The following is a 15,521-nucleotide window of genomic DNA, read 5'->3' as shown; positions in this document are numbered from 1 at the left end:
TGACCTGCCGGAATGTGACGCTGCATGATCAAGCCCGACAAGCCTGCCAACGAAGCCCTTCGGCTCGAGGCGCTGTACCGCTACCGGATCCTTGATTCGCAGCGCGAGAAGTCATTCGACGACCTGGTGGCGATCGCCAAGGCGGTCTGCGGTACCTCGATGGCGGCGGTGACCCTGATCGATGTCGAACGGCAGTGGTTCAAGTCGATTCAGGGCATCGACGCGGCAGAGAACCTGCGCAGCGAATCGATGTGTGGCCACGCCATCCTGCAGCCGCAGGAAATCATGGTGGTCGAGGATGCGCTGCAGGACATCCGCTTCCACGACAACCCGGTGGTGACCGGTGACCCGCACATCCGTTTCTACGCCGGTGCGCCACTGATCAGTTCCGATGGCCTGCCACTGGGTACGTTGTGCGTGTTCGATGCACATCCGCAGCAGCTGCCCAGCGACAAGGCCGAGGCACTGGCCGCTCTGTCACGGCAGGTGATGCTGGTGATGGAGCTGCGCCGTTTCGCGCTCGACATCCAGAAGCACATGCTGGAACGCGATGACTACGAGCGCCTGCTGTCGGAGTACCAGGACGTGCTGCTGGCGCAGAATGCCGACCTGGCCGAGCAGAGCCGCACCGATGCGCTGACCGGTCTGCCGAACCGCCGCGCGATGGCGGTGGCACTGGAAGAGGCGGTGGCGGAGATCGATGGGCAACCGGGAGTGGCCTGCGTGGCCCTGCTGGACATCGATCACTTCAAGCACATCAACGATTTCCAGGGACACGCCACCGGCGACCGGGTGCTGGCCGAGCTGGGCGTGCTGCTGCGCTCGCACTTCGCTGGCCGCGGCATGGCGGCGCGCTATGGCGGCGAAGAGTTCGTGGCGGTGATGCCGGGCACTGATCTGCGCACGGCCGAACTGCAATGCGAGTTCCTGCGCCTGGCCGTGGCAGACCTTCCGCTGGGATTCCCGATCACGATCAGTATTGGTGTGGCCCAGTACCAGCCCGGTGAAAGCGTGGATGACACGCTGGCACGCGCCGACAAGGCGCTGTACCGGGCCAAGGGCAACGGCCGCAACCGGGTGGAGCTGGCGGGCTGAAACATCCCGCCCGGTAGATCCACGCCACGCGTGGACGCTGTGGCCGATTCAATACCGTCGCGTCGCACCCCCTGCGACCTTGGCCAGCCAGCATGGCGCATCTGTTCCCACGGATGCCGACCATGCTGGAGACCCTGGCCATCGCCCACTATCGCTCGCTGCACGGGCTGGTACTGCCGCTGCAGCCGTTGAATGTGGTGACCGGTGACAATGGCAGTGGCAAGTCCAGCCTGTACCGTGCGCTGCGGCTGCTGGCGGAGACCGCGCAGGGCGGCGTCGCGGCGGTGCTGGCCCGCGAAGGGGGGCTCGGTTCGGCGCTGTGGGCCGGCCCCGAATCCATCGATCGCCGGGCTGCGGCCGGTGAGATCCCGCTGCAGGGCGGGCCCCGGCAGGCGTCGGTGGGGCTGAAGCTGGGCTTCACCACCGACGAGTTCGGCTATGCCATCGACCTGGGGTACCCACCCCCCAGCCGTTCCGCGTTTGCGCTGGATCCGCAGATCAAGGCCGAGGCGATCTGGGCCGGGCCGTTCCTGCGCAGCGCCAACCTGCTGGTTGATCGTCGTGGGGCGATGGTGCGGCAGCGCCATTCGCGCGGCTGGGATCTGGTCGATGACCGGTTGTCGCTGTTCGACAGTCTGTTCACCCAGGTCGGCGATCCGCAGCGCATGCCGGAAACCATCGCCTTGCGCGAGTACATCCGTCGCTGGCGCTTCTACGACCATTTCCGCAGCGACGCCCATGCCCCGGCGCGACAACCGGCGATGGCCACGCGCACGCCGGTGCTGCATCACGACGGCCGGGATCTGGCGGCGGCCTGGGTGACCATTCTCGAGATCGGGGATCCGGTCGCGTTGGCTCGCAGCGTCGATGATGCGTTCCCCGGCGCCACGGTCGGCTTCGAAGAGCTGGACGGTCGACTGGCCCTGCGCTTCCACCAGCCGGGGTTGCTGCGGCCGTTGTCGATGGCCGAACTGTCCGACGGCACGCTGCGCTTCCTGCTGCTGGCCGCGGCACTGCACACGCCACGCCCGCCGCCGCTGCTGGTGCTCAACGAGCCGGAGACCAGCCTGCATCCGGACCTGCTGCCGGCGCTGGCGCGGCTGATCATCGCGGCCAGTGCGCGCAGCCAGGTGTGGGTGGTCTCACACGCCAGCCGCCTGATCGCAGCACTTGAGCAGGCGCCCGGCTGTCATTCGCTGCACCTGCACAAGGAACAGGGCCGCACGCTGTTGAGTGGGCAGGGCCTGCTGGATGCCCCGGCATGGCACTGGCCGCGGCGTTGATACAGCCATCCACGCCCGGCGTGGACGCGCTCAATCGGCGATGTTGCGCGCCTCGGCCGTGCCAAGGATTTCCGGATGCTGCACCGGCCTGCGGCGATTGAGCAGCGGATGCAGGAACACTGCGCCGACGATGATCGCCACGCCCAGGTAGAACCATGGGGTGACCTCGTGCTGCTCGCGCAGCAGCACCACCGCCAGCACCACCGCGTAGACCGGTTCCAGGTTGGTCACCAGCTGCACCGTGTAGGCGCTCAGGTGGCGCAGCGCAACCAGGGCCAGGGCGAACGGCAACAGCGTGCAGAACCCGGCCAGCACCAGCAGCAGGATGCCGTCGTGCAGGTCCGGGACCACCCACAATGGGCTGGCCAGCGCAGGCAGCAGGTAGGGCATCAGCGGTGCCAGCAGGGTCAGGGTGAGGGTGCCGGCACCGAGCTCCAGCGCAGTGACCGTAAGGGGATCGGCGTGGCTGACCATGCGCTTGTTGAGCGAGCCGAACACCGCCACCAGCAGCGCCGATATCGCGCCGATCAGTACACCCAGGCGCATGCCATCGGGCACGCCACCGACTACCAGTGCAACACCGGGCAGCACCGCCAGGCCGAACGCCAGTTCACGCAGCTGGAACGGCCGCTTGGCCACCCACGGCTCGATGATTGACGTGAACACCGGCGCCAGCGCGATGCAGGTGGCGGCCACCGAGGCGTTGGCCAGCTTCACCGCGCCGTAGAACGTCAGCCAGTGCAGGGCGACCAGCGCGCCGATGCCGGCGTAGCCTGCCACCAGGCGCAAGGGCAGCGTGCGCAACCCGCGCCAGACCCGCGGCAACAGCGCCAGCATCGCCGTCACCAGCAGCATGCGCCACCACACCAGCGGCAGCGCGGGCAGGGTGATCAGCTTGCCGAGGATGGCGGTGACGCCCCACAGCAGGACACAGAAGTGGATCTGCCACAGCGCTTTGCGGGTGTCGGGTGTGCTCATCCGCCTATTGTGAGGCAAGTCGATGACCGCAGCGCTATCTGCGTGGGGAACTACCCGGGGGCGTCCGCCCGCCGCTGCAGGGCCATCGCCGCCGCCGGGTTGCGTGCCTTGCCCGCGCCGATGCACAGCAGGTACACCTCGCGCGGCTCTGACGGTGCCGGCCCGGCCAGGCAGGGCAGATCGTCCACCGGTTCGCCGTGCGCCCAACGCTGCGCGCGTTCGGCCCAGCGCTGCTGCACGGGTGCCGGCAGGCCCTCGTTCAAGCGGGCCTGGCTGCGCTTGATCCGCGCATAGACGAAGCCGGCACTGACATCGCCATGCAATGGCGCCTCGTCACTGTCTTCGATCACCAGCGCCACGCCGTGGCGGCGCGCGGCGTCGACCAGTGCCGGGCCATGTGCCTCCGCGTTGCGGACCTCCAGCGCATGCTGCAGCGGCACTCCTTGCAGCTGCTTCGGCAGCTGCGCCATCAGGGCGCCCAGTGCATCGGCGTCGGCCGGGTGGCGTGGATCGAACTGCCACAGCAACGGGCCAAGCCGGTCACCAAGCGCAGTCGCCGCCTGCAGGAAGGGCGCGGCTGCCTCTACGGTGCTGGACAGGTCGCGGCGCTGCACCAGGTAGCGTGGCGCCTTCATCGAAAACCGAAAGCCTTCCGGCGTCTGTGCGGCCCACTGCGCGCACTGCGCCGCGGTGGGCGTGCGGTAGAAGGTGCCGTTGATTTCAATGCAACGCAGGGCACGGCTGGCATGGGCCAGTTCTTCACGCTGCGGCAGGCCCACGGGGTAGAAAACGCCGCCGCGCCATTCGGGAAACACCCAGCCACCGATGCCGCAGCGGATCGCGGCCTGTCGGGAGGCCGTGGTCACTGGCCGTGGTCCGCGCGCCACGGGTCGTAGCTGCCGAACCACCACAGATAGCCTTCCGGGTCGGCGCAGGCGTAGCCGCGCCCGCCATAGTCCTGGTCGGCGATGTCGATGACGATGCGGGCACCGGCGGCCTTCGCCCGCGCATAGTGGGCATCGGCATCGGTGACGATCACACAGGCGCTCTGGGTCTGGCGGCCGTCGACCTCATCGGGCATCGCCGCGTGTTCGCTCCATGCGCTCTGATTGCTGGCCGAGCCGAGCATGATCATGCCGCTGCCGAAGGTCAGCTGCGCGTGGAATACCGTATCGCCGTCGGCATACACGGCCTGGGCATGGAAGCCGAAGGCGCGTTGCAGCCAGTCGATGGCGGCCTGCGCGTCGCGATAGCGCAGGCACGGAATGATGGTGGAGCCGTTGCTCGGTTGGCCGTTCCCGCCCATGACACCCCTCCTATGGCACAGGGCAGGGTGCGCCGCAGACCGTTACCATCCCGCGAAACCCCGGTGACGGCCTGCACATGGCCGCCACCCCTGTTCGGAGATCGTGCTGGATGAAACCCTGGATTGGAGGAGCCGTGCTGCTGGCGTGCACGACCATGGCGAGCGCTGCCACCCCGGCGCAGCTGCAGGAGCTGGATGCGACTGTCGAGCGCGTGCGCGCGCAGTTCGACGTGCCCGGCATTGCCGTGGCGGTAGTCAAGGATGGCGAGGTGGTGCTGGAGCGTGGCTGGGGCGTGCGTGAGCAGGGCAAACCGGAGCCGGTGCAGGCCGATACGCTGTTTGCCATCGCTTCCAACACCAAGGCCTTCACCGCCACTTCGCTGAACCTGCTGGCCGAGGATGGCAAGCTGAAGATGGACGACAAGGTGATCGACCACCTGCCGTCGTTCCGCATGTCCGACCCGTTCGTGACCGGCCAGATGACGATCCGCGACCTGCTGTCGCATCGCAGCGGGCTGAGCCTGGGCGCCGGTGACCTGCTGTTCTGGCCGACCACCTCCTACAGCAACGCCGAAGTGGTGGAGCGGCTGGGCAAGGTGCCGCTGAAGGGCGGTTTCCGCGAGAGCTATGCGTACGACAACATCCTGTACGCAGTCGCCCAGCAGGTGATCGAGCATGTCTCCGGCATGAGCTACCAGCAGTTCCTGCAGACCCGCATCTTCGACAAGGTGGGCATGGCCGGCACACGCTACAACGCCGATCATCTGAAGCCGGGCGACAAGGCTGCGGTCGGCCACGCCAAATACGATTTCAAGGACCTGCGCACCGTTTCACCACTGACCTGGTCGAACAATGCCGGCGCCGGTGGCATCTATTCCAGTGCGCACGACATGGCGCGCTGGATGCAGGTGCAGCTGGCTGAGGGCAAGCTGGCCGATGGCACCGCGCTGTTCAGCGAGAAGAGCCAGCAGCAGATGTGGCGGACGATCACGCCGCAGTCGATCCCGGCGCCAAGCGTGCCGGAGCTGGCGCCGGCGCGGGCCAACTTTGCCGGCTACGGCGAAGGCTGGAGCCTGAGCGATTTCCGCGGGCAGAAGCTGGTCTGGCACACCGGTGGCTGGCCGGGCATGGTTTCGCGGCTGACCCTGGTGCCGGGCGAGAAGCTGGGCGTGGTGGTACTGACCAACCAGGAAGTGGGCGCGGCGTTCAACGCGATTACCCTGAGCGTGCTGGATGCCTATCTGGGCGGCGAGAAGCACGACTGGGTGGACGCCTATGCCAAGGCCGTGGCCAAGGGACAGGACAAGGCCGACGAGGCCTGGGCCAAGCACCAGAGCGCGCGCGACAAGGGCAGCAAGCCGTCGCTGGCACTGGCCGGCTACGCCGGCACCTTCCGTGACCGCTGGTATGGCGACATGCAGATCAGTGCCGAGGGCAAGGGCCTGCGCCTGCGCTTCATGAAGACCGCGCAGCTGAGCGGACGCCTGGAGCACTGGCAGCACGACACCTTCATCGTGCGCTGGGACGACCGTTCGCTCAATGCCGACGCGTTCGTGAACTTCAGCCTGGACCCGGACGGCAAGGTACGCGAGGTGCGCATGCAGTCGATCTCCGACCTGACCGATTTCAGCTTCGATTTCCAGGACCTGTTGTTCACCCCGACTGAACGGTAGATGCCGACCTTGGTCGGCATGCGGTACGGCGCCCACCAAGGTGGGCGACTACCAGGGGCGGAGCGGCGATCATCGGCTGGCGTACACATCCGGCGTGGGATACTTCGCCGCTTGCAAGAGGCGAGGGAGTGCAATGTTCCGTTGGTTTGAATCCCTGATTCCGGTGTTCCCGCCCGTGGACGGGCGCATGCCGCCGCGCAAGGTGCTGCCCTTCTACCTGCACTACCTGCGCCCGGTGTGGCCGGTGCTGCTGGCCACGCTCATCGCCGGCCTGCTGCTGGCGCTGGTGGAAGTGGCGATGTTCGATTACCTGGGCCGCATCGTCGACATGGTCGCCGAGCAGCCCGGTGCGGATTTCTTCAAGCGCCACGCCAATGAACTGGGCTGGATGCTGTTCATCACGGTCGTCGCGCGGCCGATCCTGGTCGGCCTGCACAACCTGCTGGTCAACCAGGCCATCGTGCCCGGCCTGAGCAACCGCTCGCGCTGGTTGATGCACAACTACGTGGTGCGGCAGAGCCTGAGCTTCTTCCAGAACGACTTCGCCGGCAGTGTCGCCAACCGGGTGATGCAGACCGGTACTTCGCTGCGCGAATCGGCGGTGCAGATGGTCGATTCGCTCTGGTACATCGTGGTCTACACCGGCACCGCGCTGTACCTGTTCGCGCAGGCCGACTGGCGGCTGATGGTGCCGCTGATCCTGTGGCTGCTGGCCTACGCGGTGATCCTGGCCTACTTCGTGCCGCGCGCGAAGGAACGGGCCTGGATTGCGTCCGAAGCGCGTTCCAAGGCGATGGGTCGCATCGTCGATGGCTACACCAACATTCCCACGTTGAAGCTGTTCGCCCATGGTGGCCGCGAGCAGGCGTACGTGGCCGAGTCGATCCAGGAACTGGCGGTCAAGCACCGCGCGCAGACCCGCATCACCACCGGCATGGACCTGACCATCGCCATCGTCAACGGCTTCCTGATCGCCGGCACCTGCGGGCTGGCACTGTGGCTGTGGAATGGCGGCCACATCACCGTCGGTGCGATCACGCTGGCTACCGGCCTGGTGATCCGCATTCACAACATGTCCGGCTGGATCATGTGGACCATCAACGGCATCTTCGAGGACATCGGCACGGTGCAGGACGGCATCACCACCATCGCCCAGCCGCTGACCGTGCAGGACCGCGAGGATGCGGTGCCGTTGCAGGTGACCCGTGGCGGCGTGCACTTCCAGGACATCCACTTCCACTACGGCAAGAAGGGCGGTGTGATCGCCGGCCTCGACCTGGTGGTGAAGCCGGGCGAGAAGATCGGCCTGGTCGGTCCCTCCGGTGCCGGCAAGTCGACCCTGGTCAACGTGCTGCTGCGCCTGTACGACCTGGAAAGCGGCCGCATCCTGATCGACGACCAGGACATTGCGTACGTCACCCAGGAAAGCCTGCGCCAGCAGATCGGCGTGGTCACCCAGGACACCTCGCTGCTGCATCGCTCGATCCGCGACAACCTGCTGTACGGCCGTCCTGACGCAACCGATGAGCAGCTGCGCGCAGCCGTTGCCAAGGCGCGTGCCGAAGCCTTCATCGATACGCTGGTGGACGGGCAGGGGCGTCGTGGCTACGACGCGCACGTGGGCGAGCGCGGCGTGAAGCTGTCCGGTGGCCAGCGCCAGCGCATCGCCATTGCCCGCGTGCTGCTGAAGGATGCGCCGATCCTGGTACTGGATGAAGCGACCTCGGCGCTGGACTCGGAGGTGGAAGCGGCGATCCAGGACAGCCTGGATCAGCTGATGGGCGGCAAGACGGTGATCGCGATCGCGCACCGGCTGTCGACCATCGCACGCATGGACCGGCTGGTGGTAATGGATCAGGGCCGCATTGTCGAGACCGGCACCCATGCCGAGCTGATTGCGGCCGGTGGCCTGTACGCGCGGTTGTGGGCGCGGCAGACCGGGGGTTTCGTGGCTGCCGATCAATGATTGCTCTGCTGCTGGCCCTCAGTCTGGCGACCACGGCCGCAGCCACCGCACCGGCACCCGTGGAAGGCGACCAGCTCGAGCAGGTGGTCCTGCTCAGCCGCCATAACCTGCGTGCGCCGGTGGTGGCGTCGGGTGCCTTGGCCAACGCCACTCCGGAACGCTGGCCAGGCTGGGAAGTGGCGGCAGGCGAGCTGACCACCAAGGGCGGCGTGCTGGAGGTCTACATGGGCCGCTACATGGGCCAGTGGCTGCGTCAGGCGCAGCTGTTGCCGGGCTCGGATTGCCCACAGCCGTCTGACTTCCACGCCCATGCCAACAGCTTGCAGCGTACCCAGGCCACCGCACAGTTCTTCGTTGCCGGTGCCTTCCCGGGCTGCCATGTTGCGGTCGAGCAACGCATGCCACTGGGTACGATGGACCCGCTGTTCAATCCGGTGATCCACCGCGATGACGCGGCGTTCCGCGCACGTGCGGTGTCGGCGATGCAGCAGGCGTTGTCTACATCCGATCTGGCACCGGCACTGTCCGTGGTGGAGGAGATCACCCGCTATCCGCAGTCGGCGGCCTGTGCGGGGCGCAGGGATTGCCATCTGATGCCGGCCGACACGACCTTCAGTGCGGAGTCGGGCAGGGAGCCACGCGCTTCCGGCTCACTGGCCCTGGCCAGCGGGCTGGTCGATGCCTTGTTGATGGAGCACTACCAGGGCAGTGGCATCCCGCGCGAAGGTTGGGGTCGGCTGACCACCGAGGCGCAATGGCAGGCGCTTGCGCAGATCCGCAACCGCTACCAGGACATCCTGTTCGGAACGCCCGAGGTGGCGCGGGATGTGGCCGGACCGCTGCTGGAACGATTGGGCGCGCTGTTCGAAGACCCGGCAACGCCGAGGGTGACCCTGCTGGTCGGCCATGACTCCAACATCGGGTCCGTGCTCGCCGCGCTGGGAATCAGCGACTACACCCTGCCAGGGCAGTACGAGAAGACGCCGATCGGCGGCCTGCTGCAGTTCGAGCGTTGGCGTGATCGCCGAAGCGGTGGCGGGCGTTTCCGCCTGGCCTACGTCTACCCGACCACTGCGCAGTTGCGCGATGCGCTGCCGTTGACGGAAGCGCAGCCGCCGGGCCGTGTCGTGCTGCCATTGCCAGGCTGCGATCCAGTGGGTTGCAGCAGCGTACAGTTCCAGCAGCTCCTGCAGCGCGCCCATCGCTGAAAACAACGGTCTATCGCAGCGGTGTGCGTACGATGCCATGGGTGGCCATCAACGTAAGGTCGCCACCCAGCCGTGGGGAATGGAACGGTCCGCGTGCATGCGCGGCATCGAACAGCCCGCCATCGGGTGAGCGCAACCGGTAGAACTCGACCCAGCCGCTGGCATGCAGTGGCAGCTGTGCCACACCGGTGTGTTGGTTGAACCACACCGGGTCGTTGCTGCCCTCGATGACCCTGCGGGCAAGCCGGTCAATGGCATGGCCCTTGCTGGCATACCAGTCCTGGCCGCGCAGTCGTGCCAGCTCGGCCATCATCACCAGCGGCGCCAATGCGTAGTCGTGGTAGTGCAGGGCACGTTGCCCGCGGGCCATCTCCAGCGGCAGGCTGCCATCGTCCTGGATGTCATCGATGCCTTTCTGGAATGCCGCGTGGCCGGCCTGCCACAGAGCATCGTCGTCGGTGGCCAGGCCGGTGGCCAGTACGCCCAGGCCGCCCCAGTAGTAGTGGTTGTTGCGGCGCCGTTTCGGGCTGTCCCAGTACGCCAGGTTGGCCCGTGCCAGCTTCTGCAGCCATGGGTCGATGCGTGCTCGCTGCCGGGCATCGGCCTGGTCGTGCACTTTCAGGTAGGCCATGGCCACTGCATCGAGCATCCATTGCCGCATGTAGAACGACTGGTCGTTGTTGACCCGGATCATCTGCCCGAGCATGGCGCCATCGTCGGCCCATGCACCCAGCCACGCCAGCGTGCATTTCGCCGCCGCCGGGTCGCCGTTGCGCAGGTAGTCATCGCTCATGCGCGCCACGTCGGCGGCATAGCGGTCCAGTGGCGCGGTGGCATCCTTGTTCTGCTGCTGCAGTGCCGGGTCGATGACCGAGCCCACCTTGTCGGTGTAGTAGCCAAGAGCGCGGATGTCCGGCTGGCCGGGCGGCGGCGGGGGGCAGGCGGCGAAGGCAGGAGCGGCCGCCAAGGCAGCGGAGAGGAGACCAAGGCGTAGCACCGGGGAGGGCATGGGAACCTGCAGGGACGGGGAGGCGATGCGAACGATGCGCCCGGAGTCGTTTGCCAGCTGTGAGGCCGCACAGGCCCGGTTTGCAAATATTCAGGGCCGGAGCGGCGCCTGAAGCTCAAGAGTTGGCTAGTCTGTCGTCATCAATTCAGCGGGATGGAGTGGCGATGAGAATCACGGATTTTCTCGTGATGGACGGCGAGGGTGACGAGATCCCTGCTGATCCGCATGGTAACCATGTGGCTTTCAACTGTTTCGAGTGCGGATACCCGGTAGTGGCTGGCTCATTGGAAAACGAGCGTGGCAGTGATGAGGATTGTCCTGCCGCCTGTCGTGGCTGTGGTGCCGAGTACTTCGTAGATCTGCGGCTGAGCTTAAAGAAAATGTACATCCATCTGCTCTGACCCGGCAGTAGCCCAAGCAGGGGCGAACAAAAAAAGCGGCCCGGGTTTCCCCGGGCCGCTCCGCTTCATCTCACACCGTCCCGATCACTCGATCGGCTGGTCCAGCATCAGCTGGCGTGCGAAGCGCACCGGCGGCGCGCCGTAGGACAGCATCTGGTCGTGGTAGGCCTTCAGGTTGAACTTGTCGCCCAGCTTGTCCTGCATCGCCTTGCGGGTGTCGAAGTGCTCCTGCGCACCGACGAAGTAGGTCGGCAGCTGCGCCGAAGTCAGCTGCGCGCGCACCCACTTGCCCGAGGCTTCGCTTTCCTGCTGGAACGCGTCGTGGGTCATCAGGTGCATCGCCTTCTCGCGATCCCAGTTGTCCACGTGCACGCCCTGGTCAAGGATCGCGTTGGAGATCGTGCGCAGGTAGAACTTCAGCTGCACCAGGTGGAACAGCGGGTCGTTGTTGAGGTAGCCCTGCTCCTGCATCATGCGCTCGGTATAGACCGCCCAGCCTTCGGCGAACAGGCCCGAACGCAGCACCGCACGCAGGGTGGAGGGGAACTTGGCCGAGTGCCAGCCTTCCAGGTAGTGGCCCGGGGTGCCTTCGTGGATGCTCAGCAGGTGGATCATGCGCGAGTTGTACTCACGCAGGAACGAGTCGACCTGCTTGTCGTTCCAGTCGTCCGGAATCGGCGACACGGCGTAGAAGGTCTTCAGGTTCTTGTCCAGCGGGCCCGGCGAATCGCAGTAGGCCACGGCCACGCCGCGCTGGAATTCCGGCATCAGGATGATGTCCACCGGTGCGTCGGGCAGGGTCATCAGGTCGTGCTCGCGCACGAACGCGGTGGACTGCTCCAGCGCGGCCTTGGCATCGTCGACCACCTTGTCGCGTGCCGGCTTGTCGGCGTAGGCCAGTTCCAGTGCGGCCTCGATCGCCTTCTGCTGCTGCTCGTCGGTCGGCTGGGCCGGCATCTCCGGCGCGCCCGGCTTGTCCTTCAGCACGGTCTGCGCGATGCCGTACATGTCTTCGCGCACGCGCTTGAGTTCGGCGCGTGCACGCTCACCGATTTCCTGGCGCGACAGCGAGGAACTCAGTGCGAACTTCAGCTTCTGGTCGTACTTTTCCGCACCGATGCGGAAGTCGCCCTTGGCATTCGGCACCAGGGTCTTGTCCAGCCAGGTCTGCTGCTCGTCCACGGCCTTCTTCAGGCCGTCGATGGCGGCCTGCAGGCGCTGCTGGTCAGCCTGCGGCAGTTCGCCGATGTGCGGGGTGATGAAGGTATCGACGATGCTGAGGATGCCCTTGTTCTGCTTGGCCACGGTCTCGGCATGGATCTTCGGCACGCGCGCCGGATCCAGGTTCTCGCGGGCCTGGGCGAAGATCGCCGGCAGCTTTTCCATGCGCGCGGTGGCCGACTTCAGGCGTTCCGGCAGCGGCGCGAACTCGCGGGCCATCAGGCCGTAGATCGCGCTGCCGGCGATGCCGTTGTACAGCTGCGGGTCCCACTTGCCAGACTGCAGCACTTCGGCGTTCCAGATTTCCGACTGCAGCTGGTTGCGCAGGATCGCCGCGTCCACCTGGTTCTCGCGGCCCAGCTTGGCCACGTCGATCTTGTCCAGCTCGCCCAGCAGCGCCTTGTACGCGGCCACGGTCTTCTGCTGGCCGGCGGCACTGAGGTCGTCCAGCTCGCTGTCGTAGCGGTGGTCACCAATCTGGGTGGCGCTGACCGGCGACAGCTGCATCCAGGTGTCCAGGGCGCGCTTGGACAGATCGGCGAAGGCGGCATCGACCGCCGCGTCACTGGCCTGCTGGCTGGCGGCCGGAGTGGAAGCGTTGGTCGGGGCGTCGGCCGGCTGGCAACCGGCCAGGGCGGCGACCAGGGCGAGGGCAAGAAGATGCGGGCGCATCGGCGTTCCTGTACAGGGGCAAACCCCGAGCATAGGGCCCCGGGGCTGCTTTGTCCCCGTGCCATAGGATTACCATGGGCGCAGACAAGGACCCTCCAGCGGAGCGCAGGACATGCAATACCAGGGAAGCTGCCATTGCGGCAGGATCGCATTCACCGTACAGGCCGAGGCGCCGATCAGCGACGTCATCGACTGCAACTGCTCGATGTGCCGCCGCCGGGGCGGCCTGCTGTGGTTCGCCCCGCGCGCGGCGTTCCAGCTGAGCACCGACCCGGCGGACGTGGCGACCTATCACTTCAACAAGGCGCACATCAATCATCACCATTGCCGCGAGTGCGGCATTGCCCCCTACAGCGAGGCGGTGGATCCGCGCAGCGGTACGCCGATGGTGGCGGTGAACGTGCGCTGCGTGCCTGCAGTGAATCTGGCCACGCTGGCAGTGACCTCCTACGACGGAGCCGCACTGTGAGGCCGGTGCGTACGTGGGCGCGCGTGGCAGCGATGCCGGTATTGCTGCTGGCGCTGGCAGCCTGTGCAAAAAATGGTGAGCGCGCGGCCGATGCGGGCGCCACTGCCGCCGAAGCTGCTGTTGCTTCACCGGAAGGCGCATTCCTCGCCTACGAACACGACGTGCAGGTGCAGCTGGAAGCGGGAGAGATCGCACCGCGCATCCAGCAGGTGGCACAGGCCTGCCAGAGCGCGAAGTTCGGTGACTGTGCGGTGCTGCAGGTCGACCAGCGCAGTGGCGAGCAGCCCAGTGGCGAGGTCAAGGTGCGGATTGCACCGAAGGGCACCGAGCCGTTGATCGCGTTGGCCGGTGAAGGGGGCAAGCTGCAGTCACGCAATACGCGCGCCGAGGACCTCGCTCAGGCGGTGGCCGATACGGCACTGACCAAGGCACGGCTGGAGAAGGAGCACGCGCGGCTGCTGTCCTACCAGGATCGCAAGGACCTGAAGATCGAGGACCTGATGGCGATCACCACGCGCCTGTCCGAGATCGAAGCCGGCGTCGAACAGGCCAACAAGGATTCAGCGCAGCAACGTCGACGCATCGATACCCAGCTGGTGACGATCCATTTCGACACCACCTCGGGCCAACGCAGCCGCAGCGAAATCGGTGAGGCGCTGAGCGAGTCGGGCAGCATCCTCAGCACCAGCGTGGCGTTCCTGATCCGCGCGGTTGCCGCGCTGCTGCCGGTGGCGGTGCTGGCTTTGATCGCGGCCTGGGGTGTGCGGGCGTGGTGGCGTCGCCGTCGTCGCAAGCTACCCCCCAACCTCTGAGGTGAAGGCTGATGCCGGTAGCCTGCCGGCATCAGCCCTCGTCGGTCTCGTACTCGACGAACACATCCAGCTCCAGCGCGAGTTCCTGCACCGCGTCGCGCACCTTCTGCGCGGTGCTTTCATTGCCCACTTCCACTTCCAGCTCATGGATGCCCGGGCCGATGTCGTCGGACAGCCCGGCCGAACTGGAATCGTCGTCGTCCATATGCGGCATCAGGTCGTCGGTTTCCTCGACATGCTCGATGCCCTCCAGGCCGAGCAGCAGGTCGCTGATGGCACGGGCGTCGTCTTCAGTTCCGGTGATGCGCAGTCGCAGCATGGCCATGGCGTAGGTACGTTGTGGAGTTGCCTTCAGCCTAGCCAGCGCCGGGCAAAGAACGGGTGAGGGTGCAGTCAGGCGCGTGTGGCCGGGCGCCCGAGCAGGCTGTCCGGCAATGCGGGAATCGGCGTGCGTTCGTCCTGCGCCTGCTCCAGCAGCCAGTCGATGAACAGGCGTGCGGGGGGGCTGGGCGGTTGTCCTTCGGCATGCACCACGTGATACGCATAGCGCGCCTTCAGCGCCGGGCCGGGCAGGCGCACCACTTCGTAGCGTTGCATATAGGGCTGGGCGATGTGGGTGCGCGCCAGCACCGCGCCCATGCCATACACCGCTGCACGCATCGCATCGGTGCTGTCGGCGAAGGTGTGCATCGGTGGCAGCGGCGACGGCGGGCGCACGCCCGCGTGGCGGAACCAGTCGCGCCAGCCCTGCGGTGACAGATCGGTCAGCAGCGGCAGGTCGGCGATGCGCGCCGGATCGACCAGCGTTTCGACCCCGGCCAGTGCCGGCGAGGCGACCGGGAACAGGTAGTCATCCATCAGGTGCTGCGCACGCAGGCCGGGCCATTGGCCAAGGCCATAGCGGATTCCCACTTCCGGGCCGTTGTCGTCATAGCGATCCAGCCCGCTGCCGGTATGCAGCTCGATGCGGATGTGCGGGTAGGCCTGGGTGAAGCGCGGCAGCCGTGGCAGCAGCCAGCAGTATGAGAGCGAGCGTAGCGTAGTGATCCGCAACGGCACGCTGTCGGCATCAGGCTGCAGGTGATGAGCGACGGCCGCGACATCGGTGAAGGCAGCGCTGGCGGCGTCGGCCAGCTGCCGGCCCTCGGCGGTCAGGCGTACGCCACGGGCGTGGCGCAGGAACAGGCGAACTTCCAGCACTTCTTCCAGACGGCGCACATGGTGGCTGACCGCGCTGGCGGTCAGGTGCAGCTCCTGCGCGGCCTGGGCGAAATTCTGGTGGCGCGCCGCGACCGCGAACACGGCCAGTGCGGGTAGCAGGGAAGGGCGTAGCAGCATGTCGAGCCTCAAACCATATTTGTGGCTGGCAGCGATACTACGCGCTTGTGCGGCGGGCGTCTGCGCCTGATCCTATCCGTCTTGGCGAGG

At 66.7% G+C, this 15,521-nt stretch carries 15 protein-coding genes; 8 read left to right on the top strand and 7 right to left on the bottom strand.

From position 1 onward, the window contains the following. The first annotated feature begins 24 nt into the window (after positions 1-24). Both HLA98_RS01815 and HLA98_RS01810 read left to right on the top strand, forming a co-directional pair. A complete protein-coding gene (locus tag HLA98_RS01815; RefSeq protein ID WP_057500161.1) occupies positions 25-1,095 on the top strand; it encodes a sensor domain-containing diguanylate cyclase in 1,071 nt (356 codons plus the stop codon). A gap of 122 nt (positions 1,096-1,217) precedes the next feature. Beyond that, entirely contained in the window at positions 1,218-2,378 is a 1,161-nt protein-coding gene (locus tag HLA98_RS01810; RefSeq protein WP_057500160.1) for an AAA family ATPase, read from the top strand. Positions 2,379-2,408: 30 nt separating this feature from the next. On the opposite strand, the gene HLA98_RS01805 is transcribed toward HLA98_RS01810, so the two are convergent. The 3 genes from HLA98_RS01805 to HLA98_RS01795 are packed head-to-tail and all read right to left on the bottom strand — an operon-like array spanning position 2,409 to position 4,662. Next, on the bottom strand, positions 2,409-3,356 hold the full coding sequence (locus HLA98_RS01805) for a DMT family transporter (protein WP_057500159.1): 948 nt from the start codon (positions 3,354-3,356) through the stop codon (positions 2,409-2,411). 50 nt (positions 3,357-3,406) lie between these two features. Continuing rightward, positions 3,407-4,222: a DUF72 domain-containing protein gene (locus tag HLA98_RS01800; protein WP_057500158.1), complete on the bottom strand. Its 816-nt coding sequence runs from the start codon at positions 4,220-4,222 to the stop codon at positions 3,407-3,409. Further along, positions 4,219-4,662, bottom strand: coding sequence for a VOC family protein (locus HLA98_RS01795; protein WP_057500157.1), 444 nt, complete (start codon positions 4,660-4,662; stop codon positions 4,219-4,221). The genes HLA98_RS01800 and HLA98_RS01795 overlap by 4 nt, the downstream gene beginning before the upstream one ends. Positions 4,663-4,772: 110 nt before the next feature. Here HLA98_RS01795 and HLA98_RS01790 point away from each other — a divergent pair, with 110 nt between their 5' ends. The 3 genes from HLA98_RS01790 to agp all read left to right on the top strand — a co-directional run bounded on the left by HLA98_RS01790 (position 4,773) and on the right by agp (position 9,509). Further along, positions 4,773-6,335, top strand: coding sequence for a serine hydrolase (locus tag HLA98_RS01790; protein ID WP_057500156.1), 1,563 nt, complete (start codon positions 4,773-4,775; stop codon positions 6,333-6,335). 133 nt (positions 6,336-6,468) lie between these two features. After that, positions 6,469-8,301, top strand: coding sequence for a multidrug efflux ABC transporter SmrA (gene smrA, locus HLA98_RS01785; RefSeq protein WP_057500155.1), 1,833 nt, complete (start codon positions 6,469-6,471; stop codon positions 8,299-8,301). After that, positions 8,298-9,509, top strand: coding sequence for a bifunctional glucose-1-phosphatase/inositol phosphatase (gene agp / locus HLA98_RS01780; protein WP_057500154.1), 1,212 nt, complete (start codon positions 8,298-8,300; stop codon positions 9,507-9,509). Before smrA ends, agp begins: the two co-directional genes overlap by 4 nt. Positions 9,510-9,519: 10 nt before the next feature. On the opposite strand, the gene HLA98_RS01775 is transcribed toward agp, so the two are convergent. Further along, positions 9,520-10,518 carry a polysaccharide lyase gene (locus HLA98_RS01775; protein WP_057500153.1) on the bottom strand — a complete coding sequence of 333 codons (999 nt, stop codon included), beginning with the start codon at positions 10,516-10,518 and terminating at the stop codon, positions 9,520-9,522. A gap of 164 nt (positions 10,519-10,682) precedes the next feature. Between HLA98_RS01775 and HLA98_RS01770 the strand changes: the two genes are divergently transcribed. Then, positions 10,683-10,919, top strand: a complete 237-nt coding sequence (locus HLA98_RS01770; RefSeq protein ID WP_049446642.1) for a hypothetical protein — start codon at positions 10,683-10,685, stop codon at positions 10,917-10,919. A gap of 84 nt (positions 10,920-11,003) precedes the next feature. Here the strand turns inward: HLA98_RS01770 and HLA98_RS01765 are convergent, their stop codons facing one another. After that, on the bottom strand, positions 11,004-12,812 hold the full coding sequence (locus HLA98_RS01765; RefSeq protein WP_057500152.1) for a DUF885 domain-containing protein: 1,809 nt from the start codon (positions 12,810-12,812) through the stop codon (positions 11,004-11,006). A gap of 112 nt (positions 12,813-12,924) precedes the next feature. Between HLA98_RS01765 and HLA98_RS01760 the strand changes: the two genes are divergently transcribed. Together HLA98_RS01760 and HLA98_RS01755 are read left to right on the top strand one after the other, a co-directional pair. After that, a complete protein-coding gene (locus HLA98_RS01760; protein WP_049446638.1) occupies positions 12,925-13,281 on the top strand; it encodes a GFA family protein in 357 nt (118 codons plus the stop codon). A gap of 32 nt (positions 13,282-13,313) precedes the next feature. Then, positions 13,314-14,093, top strand: a complete 780-nt coding sequence (locus HLA98_RS01755) for a DUF4349 domain-containing protein (RefSeq protein ID WP_170272456.1) — start codon at positions 13,314-13,316, stop codon at positions 14,091-14,093. A gap of 31 nt (positions 14,094-14,124) precedes the next feature. Here the strand turns inward: HLA98_RS01755 and HLA98_RS01750 are convergent, their stop codons facing one another. Then, a complete protein-coding gene (locus HLA98_RS01750) occupies positions 14,125-14,418 on the bottom strand; it encodes a hypothetical protein (protein WP_005408721.1) in 294 nt (97 codons plus the stop codon). 68 nt (positions 14,419-14,486) lie between these two features. Beyond that, positions 14,487-15,431, bottom strand: coding sequence for a LysR substrate-binding domain-containing protein (locus HLA98_RS01745; protein ID WP_057500151.1), 945 nt, complete (start codon positions 15,429-15,431; stop codon positions 14,487-14,489). Positions 15,432-15,521: the final 90 nt, after the last annotated feature.

The sequence above is a fragment of the Stenotrophomonas africana genome (genome assembly GCF_013004645.1).
Classification (GTDB): domain Bacteria; phylum Pseudomonadota; class Gammaproteobacteria; order Xanthomonadales; family Xanthomonadaceae; genus Stenotrophomonas; species Stenotrophomonas africana.
Note: the sequence above shows the minus strand (reverse complement) of the source record. Positions and strands in the feature narration are given on the sequence as shown.